Raw genomic sequence first — 18,640 nt, forward strand, 5'->3', positions numbered from 1 at the left:
GCCACAGCGGGCTGAAATACGTCACGCCGAACCAGCGGCACCGCGGGGAAGCGATACCCCTGCTGGCGCGACGAATGGTGGTGTATCAGGCTGCGCGCGCCCGGCACCCGCAGCGCTGGTCGCGGGGAATCCGGAATTGGAAGCTGGATCCAGTGGTCTACCTGAACCCCGAGCGGGCTGAGCTGGAGCCTAAGGAGTACCGGAAAGCAGCATAGCGGCGAACGCGACAACTACCTTGACACACGCCGCGGCGAGGAAAGAGCTCGACGACCTGGCGACCCCCTCGGCGCCGGGCGAGCCGATACATCCGCAATACCTTGCACGCATGGTTGACCAGGCTGCCGCCGACGATGCAATCTTTACTGCAGACGTCGGCACACCAACACTTTGGGCGGTCCGCTACCTGACAATGAACGGGAAGCGCCAATTGCACGGTTCCTTCAACCACGGTTCCATGGCCAATGCGATGCCCCAGGCGTTGGGTGCGCAAGCGGCCTATCCCGGCAGACAGGTCGTCTCGCTGTCCGGTGATGGTGGCCTGTCGATGTTGCTGGGCGACTTGCTGAGCGCACGACAGCTCGCCTTGCCAATCAAGATAGTAGTCTTCAACAACAGCCTGCTAGGCTTCGTCTCAATGGAGCTAAAGGCCGCGGGCCTTCTCGATACCAACGTCGACCTGAGCCAGACCGACTTTGCGGCGATTGCCCGCGCAGCAGGAATCGCAGGTATTCGCGTCGAATCATCGGAGGATCTGCCTCAAGCGCTCAAGGACACGTTTGCGAATGACGGTCCTGCGCTCGTCGACGTTGTCACGGCAAAGCGCGAACTGGCAATGCCGCCCAAGATCGAGCTTGCGCATGCGAAGGGGTTCAGCCTTTACATGCTGCGGGCCATACTAAGTGGCCGCGGCGATGAGATTGTGGATCTGGTCAAGACCAATCTTCGATAGGCGCCGTCTTCGTTGTCGTGCCGAGCGAGGCTTGCCCTGTTCAATGAGGAGAGATTGCAATGAGGGGCAGCGCTTCCATGAAGAACTCCGTCTTACGAAGGGAGACCAGTTTGCCCTTATGACATGGCGGATGTGGCGGCTATGAGGGTCGGCCATATAGGCTGACCCCATCTTGCCGCCAGTATTGTAGCCGTCCCCTCTGAGCAGTCGCGGCGGTACGGCCGTGTGAACTTCCTTATAGAGATGTCCGTGGGGCTGTGGCGGCGGCCACCCCGGCGCGGCTTAGTGATCCGCGCTGCGTGCCAGCGACTCGCGACGAACAGCGGACGGTGGTTTCCCGAACCAGCGCTGACAGGCGCGGGTCAGCACGGACTGGTCCGCGAAGTCGAGCAACTGCGCCACCTGCGAAAGTCCAATTTCCGCTTGCGTGAGTAGTTGCCCGGCGAGTTCACGTCGCACAGTATCCTTCAGCATCTCGAAGGTCTGCCCGTTCTCCTGGAGCCGCCGTTGCAGGGTACGCGGATGCAAGTGCAGCAAGTGTGCGACGACCATGAGGCTGACCGGCCCCAGTCTCATCTGGGTGCGCAAGATCTGGAGTACCTGGTCGATCAGCGAAGCCCTTGCGCGCGGCTCCGCCGCGACGAGGTAGCGCTCCACGAAGGTCTGGAGCTGATCATTCTGTCGGGGGAGCTGTCTGCGCCACGCGACCGACTCCACCACGATGCCGTCGAACGTTGACTGGAAGCAGGGGACCAGTCCCAAGTGTTGCCGGTACTGGCGCTTGCTGCCCACGGGCGCATGGCGGAAGTGAATCCCCGATGGGCTTACCTTGCCCTCCGACAGTATGCGAACGACCTTGCAGATGTGACTCACCGAGTGTTCGGTTGCCTGAGGCAGCAACGGCGGATCAGGCAGCAAGAGGCGCAATTCGACCTCCTCGTGTGACGAGTCACGGGCCTTGCGTACCTCAATTGCAATACCTGGCGCATGGTAGTGCATGTGCCGGGCCGCCATCAGCAGGCCATCCCGAACGCTGCGGGCCGACTGGATGGCCAGCCACAGCACTCCCAGAAAGCTGGGGTCTTTCGCATCGGCAAGGCGCAGTCCGAAGTCGGATACGCCCAGCTCCACACCGCCGATCTCGATGGCCCGTAGCACGTTTCGATAGGGCAGGTACCGATCCGGGTCGTTGAGCGAGCTGACGTCCAGGCCTGCTTTGGCGAGCAGCATGTGTGGATCTCCGCCGAGTGACTCCACCAGGGAGATGTAACGCTCCAATGCTGCGGCACGAACGAGGTTGTGATGAACCGTCATCCGCGCAGTGTCGCATGAGATCAAATGTTTGTCGCTCAGAATCAAGCCTGTAGTCGGGAATGCCCCTATCGTTGCCCTGAATGCAGGAGACAAGAAGGATGAACGCCAAAGCCCCCACTCGCCTCAAAAATGCCCGTCTGATGAGGAGTTCAAATGAACGCCGGCCCTCCGTGCACAAGCCCCTCATCGCCCTGTCGCGGCGTTCTCCGGGCCGAGTCGGGCGACAGGAAGTGATTTGCCTGGCACCTTCTGGCCGGGTGCGCAAATCGCCCGGCCGGCAGTGCTGCGCAAGCTGAACCGAATCGATCCCGCTATAGGACGAGGGAAATCACTGGATGGTCGAGCACCACGGCAGATTCCGGGTGCTCTTCTTCCACCACCTCGGCATGGACCGCGACTTGCACGACCGGTTAAGGCCCATCCTAACTACGAGAGCACTGCGGAGTTCTGCGCCCTGTACGACAACCCCGCGTTCGACCCGCACGGCGAACTGCTGCCGATCAGCGAGTACGAGTCAATGGTGTGCCGCATGTTCGCCCGGCAGCGCAACGGTGTCTGCAAGGCAGCAATGGACAGCAACCAGGCCTCTCGATAACGCAGGCCCCGGCTACATAACGATAACCAGGAGACACACATGCAAGATAACGCGCTGTCCACGATCGCACTCCCGCTGGCCTTGGCCATCATCATGCTGGGCTTGGGCCTGCACCTGCGCCTTGAAGACTTCAAGCGCATCCTTTACCAGCCCAAGGCCATCGCCATAGGGCTGCTGGCGCAGGCGCTGCTGCTGCCCGCACTGTGCTTCTTCATCTGCAAGGCCTTCGGCCTTTCGGCCGAGCTGTCGGTGGGCCTGATGCTGCTGGCCGCATCGCCAGGCGGCACCACGGCCAACCTGTTCTCGCACCTGTTTAAAGGTGACGTTGCGCTGAACATCTCGCTAACCGCCATCAACGGCGTGCTAGCCATCGTGACGATCCCGACCATCGTCAACTTTGCCCTCGGCCAATTCATGGGCGGGCAGACCTACATCCCATTGCAGTTCCAGAAGACGATGGAAGTTATCGTGCTGGTGCTCGCGCCGGTGGCCATCGGCATGTTCATCCATGCGAAGCTGCCAAGCTTCTCGAAAATGATGGACAAGCCGGTCAAGATTGCGTCGTCGCTGATCCTGGTGTTGCTGATCGTGTCGATCGTGGTGAAGGAATGGGTCGTGATCTCCACCAACTTCCAGATCGTAGGTGCGGCGTGCCTGGTCTTCAACCTGGCGAGCCTGCTGGTCGGCTACCTTATCGGCAAGACCGCCCGCCTGACCGAAGGGCAGAACCGCGCCATCGCGTTCGAGATTGGCGTCCATAACGGCGCGCTGGCAATCTACCTGGCGCTGGTCGTCCTCAAGAACGGCACGATGTCGCTGCCGGCTGCGGTATACAGCCTGTTGATGTATTTCACCGCGGCAGCGTTCGGCTGGTGGCTGGTGCGCAAGGATGCCGGCCGCGCAGTGGTTGCGAAAGGCGCCTCTCCGGCAAGTCAAGGGTGAGTCGTTCCGCTATCGACAAATGTCCAAATTCTGACGTGACGTAACAACGGGATCGTGGGCGTTATGGGCATGCTTTGGCAACAGATCAAGGCATCAACCTAGCCATCACCCAAACAGGAGACTGAAAGCAACATGAAGCAAAAACCGTGGCTCGCCAGCTATGGCGCAATTCCACACGAGATCAATCCCGACGCCTGCCCATCGCTGGTGGCGCTGTTCGACGAGGGTATGCGCGAGCATGCCGCGCGCCCCGCATTTACTTGCCTCGGGCAAACGCTGACCTATCGCGATGTCGATCAGCAGTCGCGGGCACTGGCGGCCTACCTCCAGTCCGACTTGGGGGTGGGCAAGGGCGACCGCGTCGCCGTGATGCTGCCGAACCTGATGGCGTTCCCGATCGCCTTGATTGCGATTGCGCGGATCGGTGCGATCCAGGTCAACGTCAATCCGCTCTATACGGCGCGCGAACTGGAGCACCAGCTCAGTGATGCCGGCGCGCAGACCATCATCGTGTTCGGCGGCGGTGCTGCCACAGTGGCGGAAGTGATGCCACGCACGGCGATCCGGCAAGTCATTCTCGTCGGCGCAGCCGGGCAGCCCGGCATCGAAGGCGCAGTCGAATTCGAAGCGGCGCTGGCGCAGGGTGCGAACCTGCCGCTGGAGCCTGTGGCAGTGACAGGCGACGACCTGATTTTCCTGCAGTACACCGGCGGAACCACCGGCCTGTCCAAGGGCGCGGCACTCTCGCACCGCAATCTGATCGCGAACGTCATGCAGTTCAAGGCGATCTCGCCGGACAATCTTGTTCCGGGTGGCGAAGTCGTGGTGACGGCAATTCCGCTGTACCACATCTTCGCTCTGACAGTGAACTTCATCTCTTTCTTTTCGATCGGCGCCCACAACTGGCTTGTTCCTAATCCGCGCGACATGGGTGCTTTCATTGACGTCCTCAAGGCCGCGCGCTGCACGGTCTTTACCGGCGTCAACACGCTATTTGCCAGCCTGACCCTGCATCCGCGCATCGGCGAGGTCGATTTTTCCATGCTGCGCCTGGCCGCCGGTGGCGGTTCGGCCATCGTGCCGGCCACGTCCGAGCGCTGGATGGCGCTGACCGGTGTCTTCATCCGTGAGGGATACGGCTTATCGGAAACCAGCCCGGTCGTCAGTTTCAACCCGCCAACCATCAATGCATTCAATGGCACAACAGGTTTGCCGGTGCCTTCGACGGATGTGCGCCTGCTGCGCGACGATGGTACCGATGCCGCGGACGGCGAGGCGGGTGAGGTGTGCGTGAAAGGCCCGCAGGTGATGCGTGGCTACTGGAATAAGCCGGAGGCGAATGCCGCTGCCTTTACCAGCGATGGCTATTTCCGCACGGGTGATGTAGGCGTGATCGATGCGGCGGGCTACCTGAAGATCGTTGATCGCAAGAAGGACATGATTATCGTGTCGGGGTTCAACGTCTTTCCAAATGAAATCGAGGCAATCGTGAGCGGGTGCGACGGCGTGGCGGAGTGCGCCTGCGTCGGGGTCGTGGACGGCAAGACCGGTGAGGCCGTCAAGATCTACGTGGTGAAGACCGCGAATGCAGCGCTGGACGCCGATACGCTCGCGGCGTACTGTCGCGAGCGGCTGACCGCATACAAGGTGCCGAAGCTGATCGAGTTCGTCGACAGCCTGCCTAAGTCCGCCGTCGGCAAGGTGTTGCGCCGCGAACTTCGAAACTGACGTCGAGCCGGGGAAGTAGATAGACGGCCCTCTACAGTTCACGAATATATTTATCCGGGCGCTGACTGCGGAATAGGGATATTCAGACGGCACCCTCGATCGCGTCTCCCTGCCCGCTGGCGTGACCAAGGTCAGCCAGTGGTGCGTTCAGTTTGGAGGGTTGCCATACGTGGCTTGCAGGATTCAGAACCGATATCCCACGCCCGTCAGGGTTTGCCTCTAGCAGGCTGCTGAAATACTCGCGGCACACACGGCATGCCTTCCGCCTGTGCAGGTGAGCACTGCTTGATTGCACAATCCGGAACCACGCATGGTGAACAGGCTCTCGGTAAAGGTGTCTGCGCTGCGCATGCGATGTCGGAGAATGAGTCGTGTCGAGTTCTCAGATCAACGTTTCGACCTGTCGATGCACGGACTCGGGGTCGAGGTACTTCAGCAGCCTGCTAGGTCAGCATCGCTCGACGGTGAATTAGCGGAATCGCACAGCGGTGACTCTCTGTAAGGCGACGTCGGGGCGCCGCGTAGTTGCAAGCGAACTTGCAGATCTTTTGGCTTCCAAGGGCGAGCAAACAGAGTTTGAGCTGGAAGCCAAGTGGCGAAGCAGTGTCGCAACAGCTTAGACATGGGTGAAACCGGCCAACTCTTATCCATTCCGATCGTTCAAGGAGATGGCCGTCACAGTGACGTCATTTGGATGCCGACATAATCGCTCATCAAGAACTCTGCATTTTCGAATGATATGAACGTAACGATTCGTACATTTACCATCCCAGGAAGGCGCAGCCGAGAGCCTCTGCATCAAGCGGCGGTGTACGCCACGATAGGACGGGAAACAGCTCCCCTAATGAGAAGTGATTGGAGTCAGGGAGAGTCTGAGGTATTTAAAGCAGCGCTGACTTGGGCTTTACGGAGTTCTTATACCGTGTCGAATCTCAGGTCGGGAGAATTCTATGAAATCGCTGCCGACGGCTAAGTGGAACGGTAATCATGGCATCGCCGACCAGTGCGATGGGATTCAAATCTACCGCTTCAGTGCTGCTTCCACAGGAAAGGGATCTCTTGTGCATCCAGGCGAGAGGAGGGAGTTTGAATGGTAGCTGTCGAGGATTGCTCGCTCCGGGAAAATTCTCGCTCTCAGGAATTGATGTCGACCCAGATGCGACCCCAAGAGCTCGCGTAACTCAACGCGTGCTCTTTATCAAGAAAATGGTCAAGAGTTGAAAAGGTGTGGGGCGGGCCGTCAAGCTTCTCAATGACAAGCTCGGCGGCATGGAGACCGCCTCGCACAGGGACTGCCCTGGCTTTGATCAGTTATCCCCTATGCGAGGTTAGAGCGAGTACCTTCATGTATTGGTTCACTCATCTGTGACCGTTCGTCCGGGGGGGCACCGGGGTAGGCATCCTTAGCATGAAGTATCTCAGCAATAGGTTACGGTTCGGTGACGCTCTGGACAGCTTTCGGTAGCCGATTTGGCAGCTAAAGCGCTCGGCTGGCTTGCCGGTCTTACGTCGCTTTGCCGAACAGTAGCACTGTCCTGGTTCCTGGGCGCCTGGACAACTACAAGGACACCATCTCGGTCCCCCCCTTCAAGTAAGTCTCCGCAGACCTGCCGGACTCCGTTGGCGGCTTCATCGATGGTCGCAGAAGGTGATGTTGTTGTCCTCGATAACGATGGTCGCTCCGACTGCCCGGTATGGGGCGACATCATGATCCAGTACGCAGGTCTGCGTCTCATCCGTGCGACTGATATCGATTGTGGTAGAGAAGCTGGCACATACGGCGTCCATAGCGCGTCAAGGGGAACTTCCCTTGGGGCCTGACGAACACTCCGTTTGACGGGCGCCGGCCTCGTCTATGCGCAACTCGCAACGTTCCACCCGAATGGCTCCAGCGAGCGGTGAATGCTGGCCATCCCGCATCCATTTCAACCATCCTGATGGCGCTTCAGCGTCGCTGCTACAGGTGGCAGGAGGCTCAGGGCGGCCTAAATATATTGTCCCGGATGCGAGCGAGGATGCCGTTGGCCCCAAGCACTGGGGGCTCGTTCAAGGTTTCGCTGTTGAGCCTTATCTAGGCTGACTTTCGAAGTGATGACTTGGCTCCACATATTGAGGCCCCTCGCAACTAACATGGTCTGTTTTAGTTAAGTTGCCAGCACCCGTTGCTTCCCCCGCATACGTACTTTCACCTAATGCTGCAATGCGACAAATCCTTTGCTACAATCAGGGAAAACCCCATGAGGGTAATCCCTGAAAGGAAGGACGTCATGAACACCCAATCCGATATCAAGCTGACCGACCAACTCGAACGCGACCTGATCGAGCGCGAACTGGGCTACCGTGGCCTGGGCATTACGAACGACGTGAAGCGTGCCATTGCCTTTGTGCAAACCGTGCTGACCCGTCTGCAGTCGCAAGCCCGCAAGGCAAAGGTAAGCTACGCCAACGGTTGAGCGAAACGCTCCCTGGATGTACCGGTCTCCTGAGCGAGGCCAATTGAAGCCGGCAAATGCGGCCCGGAAGGGCAAGCAGCGCTGGCTTTTCCATTGATGGACTGGGTTGGCGTCTAGCGCCTGGCTGCTTGTGAGACGTACTCGCAAGTCTTGCCAGACCTTTTCGTTTTGAACCGGCATGGCGCAAGGCTATCTTTAAGCCTTTCCCGCCGTTCCCCCGGACACCATGCCCCCGCTCGTCCCGTGCTGCCTGCTGATCACCTACGTGGTCTGGGGCACGACCTATCTTGCGATCCGCTTTACGCTGGAGAGCTTTCCGCCACTGCTGATGACTGCCTCGCGCTTCCTGTGCGCGGGCCTGCTCCTGACCGCGTGGCTGGCATGGCGGCGTACGCCCATGCCTACATGGCGCCAACTGCGTAACTGTGTGGTGCCGGCGGTATTCCTGCTGGTGGGAGGCATGGGCCTGACCGCCGTTGCCGAACAGACGATTTCTTCGGGCGCCACCACGGTCATGATCGGATCGATGCCGATCTTCGGCCTGTTCTGGAGCGCCTGCTTCGGCACGCGGCCGCGCTGGTATGAGGGGCTGGCGATTGCCATCGGCAGCGTCGGCATCCTGGTGCTGACCGCGGGGGCCGAGTTTCGCGTGAGTACCACGGGGGTGGTCGCGCTGCTGCTCGCGGTGGCGAGCTGGTCGTTCGGCTCCCAGCTTGCGCGCCGGCTGGAACTGCCGGACGGCGCCGCCGCATTCGCCGCGGAGATGCTGATCGGCGGGGTAAGCCTGATGGCCTTGTCGGCGGTGTGGCAGGAGCCCTGGCCGGCTACGGTCAGCGCGCAGGCGTGGTGGGCCTGGGGTTATCTGGTGGTGATGGGTTCCCTGGTGGCGTTTTCCGCCTATATGTACCTGGTCGGGAACGTGAGTCAGACGCTGGCGACCAGTTATGTCTACGTCAACCCGCCGGTGGCGCTGGCCGTCGGCGCATGGCTGGGCGGAGAGCGGATCGCCCCGCAGACACTCGGTGCGATCGCCCTGATCCTTGCTGCGCTGGCTGTGCTGAGTATCGGCAGCCTGCGCGCCGCACGCGCCGAAGCTGTGGCCTGAGCCGCGCCGACCCGGTCAGAGGGACGATTGCTCTTCGATCCAGAGCGACAGGCGTACCTTGTAGGCCTGCTGGATATGGCGGCGCGTGATCTGCTCGGCCAGCGCAGGGTCGCGCTTTTCCAGAGCTTCGACTAGCGACAGGTGTTCTTCATACGAACTACGGGCACGCCCCGGCACCGCGAGCGTGGTGCGGCCGAGCAGCGCCATCGACTCGTGCAGCGAGCGCAGCGTCTTGAGCAGGTAGCGGTTGTGGGCGCAGCGATGCAGGGTCTCGTGGAACAGCCGGTTGTTGGCGGCCAGCCGGTCGGGGTCGTCGGCCATGGCAAGGTCGCGCTCGACGATATCGCGCAGCAGCGAGATCTCGACGTCCGTGGCGTGGCGCGCGGCCAGCGCGGCCGCGGTGCCTTCCAGTACTTCGCGCATGACGTATAGCTCGCTGACCATGCTGGCGTCGAGCTGCGTGACCATCATGCCGCGGTTGGGCTCATTGACGACCAGGCCTTCGGATTCCAGCCGCGACAGCGCTTCGCGTACCGGCGTTCGCGACAGCCCCAGCGATTCGGCCAGTTCCACCTCGCGCAGGCGCGTACCCGGGGAAAGCTGTCCGGCCTGTATGGCCGCACGCAATTGCTGGTAGGCGCGCTCGGAACGCGGCAGCGATGAAGCCTGGCCGGCATCGGCGCCGCCGGAGAATTCGGTGGAGATCATGTGAAGCTGGCTGGTTGACCCATGTAAGCGGTCATCATACCCGCTCGCAGGCAGCCGACATCACTGCGACGCAATAGTGTGCAACGGCGGCGGGCCCTTGCCCGCCACCATCTTCGCTCCCGGCAGTGCAAAGCGTGTCAGGCGCCGTAGCCCGTCGGCGATTGGAACGGGTGGTACTGGTAGAGCCAGGTTTCCGACAGCGGCTTGCCGCCGAGCCGCAGGAACAGCCGCAGGTCGACCGGTTCCTTGCCGTCGGCGCTCAGGTCGAATTGCGCGCGCCAGTGGCCCGGCACGCCGTTGGGCACGGCTTCGGTGAAGACATAGGAGAACTTGCCGCGCGATGCGCTGAGCACGGCCTCCGGCTTGACGCCGAACGGCAGCTTCTCGAGCGGGGTGCCCCTGAACTCCACCATGAACTTGCGCACGCCCTGCGGGCGCGGCTGCCCCGGCTGGCCGCCGTTGCCCATGCGCGTGGCCACGCAGCGTGCCAGTGGACTGGGGAACGGCTCGTCGGCGAGCCAGTGCAGGCGGTAGCGCAGGCGGTACGTATTGCCCGCGCGAGCCGGTGCCTTGGGCACCCACATGGCGACGATGTTGTCGTGGATCTCGTCGTCGGTGCGGAGTTCGACGAGCTGGACCGCGCCCGCCCCCCAACCGTCGCGCGGCTCGACCCACAGGCTGGGCCGGCGCTCGTAGTTGACGCCGTCCTGGTAGTGGTCGAACAGGCGGTCGCGCTGCAGCAGCCCGAAGCCACGCGGGTTGTCGTCGGCAAAGGCTGAGGCCATGGTCTGCGGCGGGTTGTTGAGCGGGCGCCAGATGTGCTCGCCGGCGCCATTCCAGATGGCCAGGCCGTCCGAATCATGGACTTCCGGGCGCCAATCCACCGCGGTGCCCTTCATGCTCTCGGAGAACCAGTACATCGAGGTGAGCGGCGCCAGCCCCAGCCGCGCCACATCCTTGCGCAGGAACAGCGCGCACTCCACGTCCATTACCACGGCCTTGCCGCGCTGCATGACGAACTTGTAGGCGCCGGTGATGCTGGGGCCATCCAGCAGCGCATAGACGGTGACCGTGTCGCCCTTGCCCTCGGGCGTCTCGAAGTAGAAGTGGGTGAAGTTCGGGAACTCCTCCGCCTTGCCCGCCTCGGCCACGTCGATGGCGATGCCGCGTGCGGACAGGCCATACTGGTACAGCTCGCCGATCGCGCGGAAATACGACGCGCCGAGGAAGGCAACCCAGTCGTTCTTCTTCCAATCCTTCGCTTTCTGGTCGCCGAGGCGGCTTTCCTGGAAGCGGAACCCCGCGAAGCCGCTGCCTCGCGGCAGCTTGTGCGCGGGGCTGTCGGCAGGCATGTCGAAGTAGCCTTCTTCGTAGACGATCTCGCGCGCGTTGCCCTTGCCGTCACGGCTCCGGTCGATGACATGCATGCGTACAGGCGTGCGGAAGTAGGTGCCGAGGTGGAAGAACGTCACCGGGAACTGGCCCGGACCGTCGGCGAACAATGCGTTTTCAGGACGGAAGCGGATCTTGCCGTGGGCGTCGTAGTCGATACGGTCGAGCACCTCGGGCGGAGGCGCCGCCGGTGCTGCATAGGGTTTGCCGGCCAGCGTGCGGGCCTGGTCGATGAGCGCATCGAAGCTGAACGGGCGTGCGTCGCCCAGCTTGATCCCGCTGGCGGCCAACGCCGACGGAGTGATCCCTAGTGCGGCCAGGGCAGCGGAGGCAGTGGCGGAAACCAGCAGGGTGCGGCGGTTCATCATGTGGCGTCAGCGTCCTTTTTCTCGTCTTGGGTCAGTGCAGAACTGTAAGAGACGCCATGGCCCGGCGAAAGTTCGGACACCGACTGTTACAGCAGGCGGCGAGCCAGTCACTCCGCGGCACGTGCGCGGCGCTGCGCTCGCCGCTTCCTGGAGACCATGTTCAGCCCCTCCACCGCGGCCGAGAACACCATCGCGGTATAGATATAGCCCTTGGGCACATGGGTGCCGAGGCCTTCGGCGATCAGCGTCATGCCGATCATCATCAGGAACGCCAGCGCCAGCATCACGATGGTGGGGTTGCGGTTGATGAAGTTGGCCAGCGGGGTGGCGGCGAAGAGCATCGCCATGACCGCGGCGATCACCGCGACGAACATGATCTGGACGTGTTCGGTCATGCCGACGGCCGTGATGATGCTGTCGACCGAGAAGACAAGGTCCAGCACCAGGATCTGGCCGATGGCGCTGGCGAAGCTCTGGGACGCGCTGGCCTTCCCGGTGTCCTCGTCCTCGGGCTCGCCCGAGACGTGATGGTGGATTTCGCGCGTGGCCTTCCAGACCAGGAATGCGCCGCCGGCGATCAGGATCAGGCCGCGCCAGGAAATGCCGCGCCCGAGCACGGTGAAGAGCGGTTCGGTCAGCGTGACGATCACGGCAATCGTGGCCAGCAGCGCCAGCCGCAGGATCAGGGCCAGGCCAATGCCGACGCGCCGCGCCTTTTCGCGCGTGGCTTCCGGCAGCTTGTTGGTGAGGATGGAGATGAAGATCAGGTTGTCGATGCCAAGCACGATTTCCATGGCAACGAGCGTGGCCAGCGCAGCCCAGGCGGCGGGATCCTGCAGCAATGCGAGAGACGATTCCATATCAGCTCCGGTCGAGAGTAGCTGGGCCGTTGCCGCTGGCCCGCAAGCGCAGTGTTGCCGACATGTTAGCAAGCGCTTTTGACGGCGGACATCACGGATACGCAGAATAAGGTTGTCCTTATCTCTTGTGGAATATAGTATGTGATATATCAATGAATACTATCGAGCCATCAAGGAGACAGGCAATGAAAGTGTGTATCTATGGGGCAGGGGCCATCGGCGGCTATGTCGGCGCTCAGCTGGCGCGCGCAGGGGCGGAAGTCAGCTTCGTGGCGCGCGGCCCGCACCTGGCTGCCATGCAGTCCAACGGCGTGCGGCTGCTGATTGACGGCGAGGAGCGCGTGGCCAAGGTCAACTGTACCAGCGACCCGCGCGAACTCGGGCCACAGGACTATGTGTTCGTCACCCTCAAGGCGCATTCGGTGCCCGGCGTGGTGGATCTGATGCAGCCTCTGCTGGGCCCGCAGACCGCGGTCGTCACGGGCGTCAACGGCATTCCGTACTGGTACTTCTACAAGCACGGCGGCAAGCTGGCCGGCTCGACGCTGGAAAGCGTGGACCCTGGCGGCCGGCAGTGGCGCGGCTTCGGGCCGGAGCGCGCGATCGGCTGCGTGGTCTATCCGGCCGCCGAAATCATCGAGCCCGGCGTGATCAAGCATGTGTACGGCAAGAAGTTTCCGCTGGGCGAGCCAGACGGCAGCCATTCCGATCGCGTGACACGACTCAGCGAAATGATGATGGCCGCCGACCTGGAGGCGCCGGTGCGCGACAACATCCGCGACGAGATCTGGCTCAAGCTGTGGGGCAACCTGTGCTTCAACCCGATCAGCGCGCTGACCCATGCGACGCTCGACGTGATCACTGCCAATCCCGCCACGCGTGCGCTGTCGCGCCAGATGATGCTGGAAGCCCAGAGCATTGCCGAGTCCTTCGGCGTGAAGTTCCGCGTCGACGTGGAACGGCGTATCAACGGCGCGGGTGCGGTGGGGGCCCACAAGACGTCGATGCTGCAGGACCTGGAAGCGGGCCGGGCGATGGAGATCGACCCGCTGCTCACCGTCGTCCAGGAGATGGGCCAGTTGGTTGGCCACCCCACGCCGATGTGCGACGCCGTGCTGGGTTTGATCAAGCAACGCGACGAGATGGCGCGGCTGGCGGCCTGACCGGACCGCATCTGCAAACCGCCCGGTCCATGACCCCGCATGGCCTGGGCGGCGCATTCCGCCGCGAAATCGGCGGCAAAAGTCACGTTTTCTTGGCTTCGCCATCCGGAAGGATAGCCATTGTGATATACCATATACGACAGACCGGGCACCGCGCGGACGCCGCCATTGAACCCCCTATCGGGGTTTGATGCAAATCGGGAATGACTCCAGGCGATTTTGCTAAGCTGTGCAGGAATGCGGCGGGCAGCCATTGTGGCCGCCGCGCCACCGGTCTCACACGAGCTTATTCATGTCTGCGCAAAGCCAACCCATTGTCCAGCCCGCTGCACTGGCCCTGTCCGTGCAACCGATCAACGCCGGCGCCAGCCTGCGCGACCAGGCCTACGCCATGTTGCGCCAGGCCATCGCCGATGCGGATATCTATCAGTCGCGTGATGAAATCCGGCTGGACGAGCGCGTACTGAGCGAGGCCATGGGCGTGAGCCGCACGCCGATCCGCGAAGCCATGACGCTGCTCGAGCAGGAGGGCTTCCTGCGCACCGTGCCCCGGCGCGGCATCTACATCATGCGCAAGACCAAGCGCGAGATCGTCGAGATGATCCAGATGTGGGCGGCGCTGGAGAGCATGGCGGCGCGTCTTGCCACGCTGAATGCCAGCGATGCCGAGATCGCCCAGTTGCGGCGCATGTTCGACAGCTTCCGCGATTCGACGCCGGCCGAGCATATCGAGGAATACTCGGACGCCAATATCGTGTTCCACCAGGCGATCGTGCAGTTGTCGAAGTCGCAGATCATCATGGACACGATCCGCAATATCTTTATCCACGTGCGGGCGATCCGGAAGATGACCATCTCGCAGAGCGACCGGGCATCACGCTCGATCGTCGATCACCTGCGCATCATCGAGGCACTGGAAAAGCGCGATACCGAACTGGCCGAGCGGCTGGTGCGGCAGCACTCGCTGGACCTGGCCGACTACGTCGAGAAGCACTGCGATTTTCTTGACTGAGCTGCCGTGAGAAGGCAGTAGCGACTGATTCGGAACGGCGGACTTGGTCCGCCGTTCTTGCTTTCGACTTCCGTTTGAGTATCTTGTGATTTGGTATGTGATATATCAATGAATTCGGTGCGAGATCACTCACAAATTGCCTTTTTCTCCACCTTGATATCGCCTTGCTGCCGCTAGCTCAAGCCTGACAAGGCTTGGCGGCGGGGCACGGGCGAAGTTTAACGGTGTTGGTTTTGTTGCACCGCAACGACGAAAGTTCATCTCTGCACAGGAAAATTGCTTGCCGTCTTCTGATATATCACATACCGTATGTCATCAAGATCGGTCGAGATGACCGGCACAGGGTTCAACAAAGCAGAGGAGACATCGCCATGGAAAAAAAAGCACTGGATGGCATCCGTGTGCTGGACATGACGCACGTCCAGGCCGGCCCGTCGGCTACGCAGCTGATGGCGTGGATGGGCGCCGACGTGATCAAGGTGGAAATGCCAGGCCGGGGTGACATTACCCGCAGCCAGCTGCGCGACGTGCCCAACGCCGACAGCCTGTACTTCACCATGCTCAACAGCAACAAGCGCAGCCTGACCCTGAATATGAAGACGCCTGAAGGCAAGGCGCTGCTGGAAGACCTGGTCCAGCGCAGCGATGTGCTGATCGAGAACTTCGGACCCGGCGTGCTGGCGCGTGCGGGCTTCGACTGGGATCACCTGCAGGACCTGAACCCGCGCCTGGTCTATGCATCGATCAAGGGATTCGGCCCGGGCCCGTACCAGGACTGCAAGGCGTACGAGAACGTGGCGCAATGCATGGGCGGCTCTGCCTCCACCACCGGAGACGCTGCCGGCGTGCCGACCGTCACCGGCGCGCAGATCGGCGACTCGGGTACTGGCGTGCATTGCGTGGTCGGCATCCTGGCCGCGCTGCTGCAGCGCGAGCATTCGGGGCGCGGCCAGCGCGTGGAAGTCGCCATGCAGGATGCGGTTCTGAACCTCTGCCGCGTGAAGCTGCGCGACCAGCAACGGCTCGATGCCGGCCCGCTGCGCGAGTACCCCAACGAACAGTTCGACGATCACGTGCCTCGCGCCGGCAATGCATCGGGCGGTGGCCAGCCGGGTGCCGCGCTGCGCTGCTCGCCGGGTGGCCCCAACGACTACGTCTACGTCATCATCCAGCCGCAGGGCTGGGAGCCGCTGATGCGCCTGTGCGGCCGCGAGGACCTGATCACCGATCCGGAGTTCGCCACGCCGGAAGTCCGCCTGAAGAAGCTGGGGCAGTGCTTCGGCATCATCGAGGAGTGGACTCAGGGCCGGACCAAGTTCGAAGTGATGAACGCGCTCAACGAAGTCGATGTGCCGTGTGGTCCGATCCTGTCGATGAAGGACCTGATCGAGGACCAGTCGATGTACGAGCGCGGCTACCTCGTCGAGCTGGAGCACCCGACGCGCGGCAAATACGTGCAACTGGGCTCGCCCATCGCGCTGTCCGATTCCCCGGTGAAGGTGGAGCGTGCCCCGCTGCTGGGCGAGCACACCGACGAAATCCTGGAGTGGCTGGGCCGCACGCCGGCGCAGATCGCTGCGATGAAGCTGGCCGGCGCCGTCTGAGCGCCGGCAGTCCCTCCCTCTGTCTCTCACACTGAGCGGGCGCGCCTGGCGCGTGCCCGCCGGAGGAGTTCGTGCTGTGCAATCCTGGATTCGTTTCCGCCGCGCCGACGGCAGTATCGGTCATGGCCGCACCGACGGCGTCGGTAGCGACCGCGTCATTGAATACGATGGCCCCGGCTATGTCGACCCTCGACCCACCGGCGCCGCCTACAAGCTGGACGAACTGCACCTGCTCGCTCCGTGCGAGCCGGGCAAGGTCGTGGCGCTGTGGAACAACTTCCACGCGCTGGCGCGCAAGCTGGAAAAGCCCGTGCCGACCCATCCGCTGTTCCTGATCAAGCCGGCCACTTCGCTGGCGGGCCCCGGCGATGCCGTGGAGCGCCCGCGCAGCTATGACGGCAAGATCGTCTACGAGGGCGAGCTTGGCATCGTGATCGGCAAGAAGGCGCGCAATGTGTCGGTGGCCGAAGCTGCGTCGCACATCTTCGGCTACACGATCGTCAATGACGTGACCGCCGCCGAGCTGATCGCCGCGGACCCCAGTTTCCCGCAGTGGACCCGCGCCAAGGGCTTCGACACCTTCGGCTGTATCGGGCCGGCCATCGTGCCCGGCTTCGACTGGCGCGCTGCCAGCGTGAAGACGCGGCTGGATGGCGTGGAGCGGCAGAACTACCCGCTCTCGGACATGATCTTCTCGCCCGAGGAGCAGGTCAGCCGCATCTCGCAGGACCTGACGCTGATGCCGGGCGATGTGATCGCCGTCGGCACGTCTCTGGGCGTGGGCTCGATGAAGGATGGCGCGGTGGTGGAGGTGAGCATCGACGGCATCGGCTCGCTGGTGAATCACGTGCGCGGGTGATCGCCCAACAATCAAAGGGAAAGCCATGCCAATGACAATTGGTGTACCCCGGGAGGTCCATCCCGGGGAGCGGCGCGTTGCCGCGACGCCTGATTCGGTCAGGGAACTGACCAAGCTCGGTTATGAGGTGGCGGTGGAATCCGGTGCCGGCCAGCAGGCCTCGTTTTCGGATGAGGCGTATCGGGCCGCCGGCGCAGCCATCGTGGATGCCGCCAGCCTGTGGGCATCGGTCGACGTCGTCATCAAGGTGCGCCCGCCACAGGTGCATCCGGGCCTGGGCGTGGAAGAAGCGGCGCTGCTCAAGAAGCACGCCACGCTGATCAGCTTCGTCTGGCCCGCGCAGCAGATGGCGCTGCTGGAGCGGCTGTCGCAACGCGGCGCCACTGTGCTTGCGATGGACTGCGTGCCGCGCATCTCGCGCGCGCAGAAGCTCGACGCGCTCAGCTCGATGGCCAATATGGCGGGCTATCGAGCGGTGATCGAAGCCGCGCATGCGTTCGGCCGTCCCTTTGCTGGCCAGATCACGGCGGCGGGCAAGATCCCGCCTGCGCGCGTGCTGGTGATCGGCGCCGGTGTGGCGGGCCTCGCGGCCATCGGCGCGGCGCGCAGCCTGGGCGCGGTCGTGCGTGCGTTCGACACGCGGCCCGTGGTGCGCCAGCAGATAGAAAGCCTCGGTGCCGAATTCCTGACGGTGGAGATCGAAGAAGACGGCAGCGGCAGCGGTGGTTATGCCAAGGAGATGAGCCCGGCGTTCATCGAGGCAGAGATGAAGCTGTTCGCCGAGCAGGCGCGCGAGGTGGACATCATCATCACCACCGCGCTGATTCCCGGCAAGCCCGCACCACGCCTGCTGGAAGCCGATACCGTGGCGCTGATGCGTCCCGGCAGCGTGGTGGTGGATCTCGCTGCGGAGCAGGGCGGCAATTGCGTGCTGACGGTGCCCGGTGAATCGGTGACGCACCAGGGGGTAACAGTGGTTGGCTATACCGACCTGCCCAGCCGCATGGCGGCGCAGTCCAGCCAGCTCTACGCCACCAATATCCGGCACCTGCTGACGGAGCTGACGCCCGCCAGGGACGGCCAGCTTGTGGTCGATATGGATGACGAGATGATCCGTGGCGCCACGGTGCTGCACCAGGGCGACGTCACCTGGCCACCGCCACCGCTGAAGACCTTGCCGCCGCCGGCGCCCGCGGCGCAGGTGCCCGCGCAGGCCGAACCCGCCGCGCCGCCGAGCCGCACCGGCTCGACGCTGATCGCCCTGGCCATTGGCGTGATTGCGCTGCTCGGGCTCGGTGCGGTGGCACCACCGGCTTTCATGGCGCACTTCACGGTGTTCGTGCTGGCAATCTTCGTCGGCTACCAGGTCGTGTGGAACGTGACCGCCGCACTGCATACGCCGTTGATGAGCGTGACCAACGCGATCAGCGGGATCATCGTGGTCGGCGCGCTGGTGCAGCTCGGCAAGCCGACGCTCGTCACCGCCATCATCGCCGGCGCGGCGGTGCTGATCGCCACCATCAACATCGCGGGCGGCTTCCTGGTGACGCAGCGCATGCTGAAGATGTTCCAGCGCGACTGAGGAGAC

Annotated in this window: 13 protein-coding genes and 3 pseudogenes; 12 read left to right on the plus strand and 4 right to left on the minus strand. The window is 62.9% G+C overall.

The window, feature by feature from the left end:
* Nucleotides 1–215 (plus strand): annotated as a pseudogene (locus tag KHO22_RS23305) (IS3 family transposase); the annotation flags it as partial.
* Between the two features lie 26 nt (nt 216–241).
* A pseudogene (locus KHO22_RS23310) lies at nt 242–949 on the plus strand (thiamine pyrophosphate-dependent enzyme); the annotation flags it as partial.
* Between the two features lie 282 nt (nt 950–1,231).
* On the opposite strand, the gene KHO22_RS23315 reads toward KHO22_RS23310, so the two are convergent.
* Nucleotides 1,232–2,263 (minus strand): AraC family transcriptional regulator, encoded by a 1,032-nt coding sequence (locus KHO22_RS23315; RefSeq protein ID WP_268914542.1) that lies wholly within the window; start codon nt 2,261–2,263, stop codon nt 1,232–1,234.
* Nucleotides 2,264–2,897: 634 nt separating this feature from the next.
* Here KHO22_RS23315 and KHO22_RS23320 point away from each other — a divergent pair.
* The 5 genes and pseudogenes from KHO22_RS23320 (at nt 2,898) to yedA (ending at nt 9,086) form a co-directional block, all read left to right on the plus strand.
* Entirely contained in the window at nt 2,898–3,800 is a 903-nt protein-coding gene (locus KHO22_RS23320) for a bile acid:sodium symporter family protein (protein ID WP_211949552.1), read from the plus strand.
* A 132-nt stretch (nt 3,801–3,932) separates the two neighbouring features.
* Nucleotides 3,933–5,528, plus strand: coding sequence for an AMP-binding protein (locus KHO22_RS23325; RefSeq protein WP_211949553.1), 1,596 nt, complete (start codon nt 3,933–3,935; stop codon nt 5,526–5,528).
* A 1,610-nt stretch (nt 5,529–7,138) separates the two neighbouring features.
* Nucleotides 7,139–7,283, plus strand: a pseudogene (locus KHO22_RS32595) (RraA family protein); the annotation flags it as partial.
* A 512-nt stretch (nt 7,284–7,795) separates the two neighbouring features.
* A complete protein-coding gene (locus KHO22_RS23330) occupies nt 7,796–7,981 on the plus strand; it encodes a hypothetical protein (RefSeq protein ID WP_211949554.1) in 186 nt (61 codons plus the stop codon).
* Between the two features lie 226 nt (nt 7,982–8,207).
* Nucleotides 8,208–9,086: a drug/metabolite exporter YedA gene (yedA, locus tag KHO22_RS23335; protein ID WP_211949555.1), complete on the plus strand. Its 879-nt coding sequence runs from the start codon at nt 8,208–8,210 to the stop codon at nt 9,084–9,086.
* 15 nt (nt 9,087–9,101) lie between these two features.
* On the opposite strand, the gene KHO22_RS23340 is transcribed toward yedA, so the two are convergent.
* The 3 genes from KHO22_RS23340 to KHO22_RS23350 all read right to left on the minus strand — a co-directional run bounded on the left by KHO22_RS23340 (nt 9,102) and on the right by KHO22_RS23350 (nt 12,414).
* A complete protein-coding gene (locus KHO22_RS23340) occupies nt 9,102–9,794 on the minus strand; it encodes a GntR family transcriptional regulator (protein ID WP_211949556.1) in 693 nt (230 codons plus the stop codon).
* Between the two features lie 137 nt (nt 9,795–9,931).
* On the minus strand, nt 9,932–11,554 hold the full coding sequence (locus KHO22_RS23345) for an OpgD/OpgG family glucan biosynthesis protein (protein ID WP_211949557.1): 1,623 nt from the start codon (nt 11,552–11,554) through the stop codon (nt 9,932–9,934).
* A 107-nt stretch (nt 11,555–11,661) separates the two neighbouring features.
* Entirely contained in the window at nt 11,662–12,414 is a 753-nt protein-coding gene (locus KHO22_RS23350) for a TerC family protein (protein ID WP_211949558.1), read from the minus strand.
* Nucleotides 12,415–12,599: 185 nt separating this feature from the next.
* Between KHO22_RS23350 and KHO22_RS23355 the strand changes: the two genes are divergently transcribed.
* From KHO22_RS23355 to KHO22_RS23375, 5 genes are all read left to right on the plus strand, one after another.
* Entirely contained in the window at nt 12,600–13,577 is a 978-nt protein-coding gene (locus KHO22_RS23355) for a 2-dehydropantoate 2-reductase (protein ID WP_211949559.1), read from the plus strand.
* A 292-nt stretch (nt 13,578–13,869) separates the two neighbouring features.
* On the plus strand, nt 13,870–14,589 hold the full coding sequence (locus KHO22_RS23360) for a GntR family transcriptional regulator (RefSeq protein WP_211949560.1): 720 nt from the start codon (nt 13,870–13,872) through the stop codon (nt 14,587–14,589).
* A gap of 371 nt (nt 14,590–14,960) precedes the next feature.
* Nucleotides 14,961–16,193, plus strand: coding sequence for a formyl-CoA transferase (gene frc / locus KHO22_RS23365; protein ID WP_211949561.1), 1,233 nt, complete (start codon nt 14,961–14,963; stop codon nt 16,191–16,193).
* A 76-nt stretch (nt 16,194–16,269) separates the two neighbouring features.
* On the plus strand, nt 16,270–17,052 hold the full coding sequence (locus KHO22_RS23370; protein WP_211949562.1) for a fumarylacetoacetate hydrolase family protein: 783 nt from the start codon (nt 16,270–16,272) through the stop codon (nt 17,050–17,052).
* A gap of 25 nt (nt 17,053–17,077) precedes the next feature.
* Nucleotides 17,078–18,634: a Re/Si-specific NAD(P)(+) transhydrogenase subunit alpha gene (locus tag KHO22_RS23375; RefSeq protein ID WP_211949563.1), complete on the plus strand. Its 1,557-nt coding sequence runs from the start codon at nt 17,078–17,080 to the stop codon at nt 18,632–18,634.
* Nucleotides 18,635–18,640: the final 6 nt, after the last annotated feature.

It is taken from the genome of Cupriavidus yeoncheonensis, from assembly GCF_905397275.1.
In the GTDB taxonomy this organism is placed as follows: Bacteria; Pseudomonadota; Gammaproteobacteria; order Burkholderiales; family Burkholderiaceae; genus Cupriavidus; species Cupriavidus yeoncheonensis.

Coding starts and splice junctions, on each gene's coding strand:
- KHO22_RS23360 (WP_211949560.1), top strand. CDS start 13,870: ATGTCTGCGCAAAGCCAACCCATTGTCCAGCCCGCTGCACTGGCCCTG.
- KHO22_RS23325 (WP_211949553.1), top strand. CDS start 3,933: ATGAAGCAAAAACCGTGGCTCGCCAGCTATGGCGCAATTCCACACGAG.
- KHO22_RS23340 (WP_211949556.1), bottom strand. CDS start 9,794: ATGATCTCCACCGAATTCTCCGGCGGCGCCGATGCCGGCCAGGCTTCA.
- KHO22_RS23345 (WP_211949557.1), bottom strand. CDS start 11,554: ATGATGAACCGCCGCACCCTGCTGGTTTCCGCCACTGCCTCCGCTGCC.
- yedA (WP_211949555.1), top strand. CDS start 8,208: ATGCCCCCGCTCGTCCCGTGCTGCCTGCTGATCACCTACGTGGTCTGG.
- KHO22_RS23350 (WP_211949558.1), bottom strand. CDS start 12,414: ATGGAATCGTCTCTCGCATTGCTGCAGGATCCCGCCGCCTGGGCTGCG.
- KHO22_RS23315 (WP_268914542.1), bottom strand. CDS start 2,263: ATGACGGTTCATCACAACCTCGTTCGTGCCGCAGCATTGGAGCGTTAC.
- KHO22_RS23320 (WP_211949552.1), top strand. CDS start 2,898: ATGCAAGATAACGCGCTGTCCACGATCGCACTCCCGCTGGCCTTGGCC.
- KHO22_RS23375 (WP_211949563.1), top strand. CDS start 17,078: ATGCCAATGACAATTGGTGTACCCCGGGAGGTCCATCCCGGGGAGCGG.
- KHO22_RS23355 (WP_211949559.1), top strand. CDS start 12,600: ATGAAAGTGTGTATCTATGGGGCAGGGGCCATCGGCGGCTATGTCGGC.
- KHO22_RS23330 (WP_211949554.1), top strand. CDS start 7,796: ATGAACACCCAATCCGATATCAAGCTGACCGACCAACTCGAACGCGAC.
- frc (WP_211949561.1), top strand. CDS start 14,961: ATGGAAAAAAAAGCACTGGATGGCATCCGTGTGCTGGACATGACGCAC.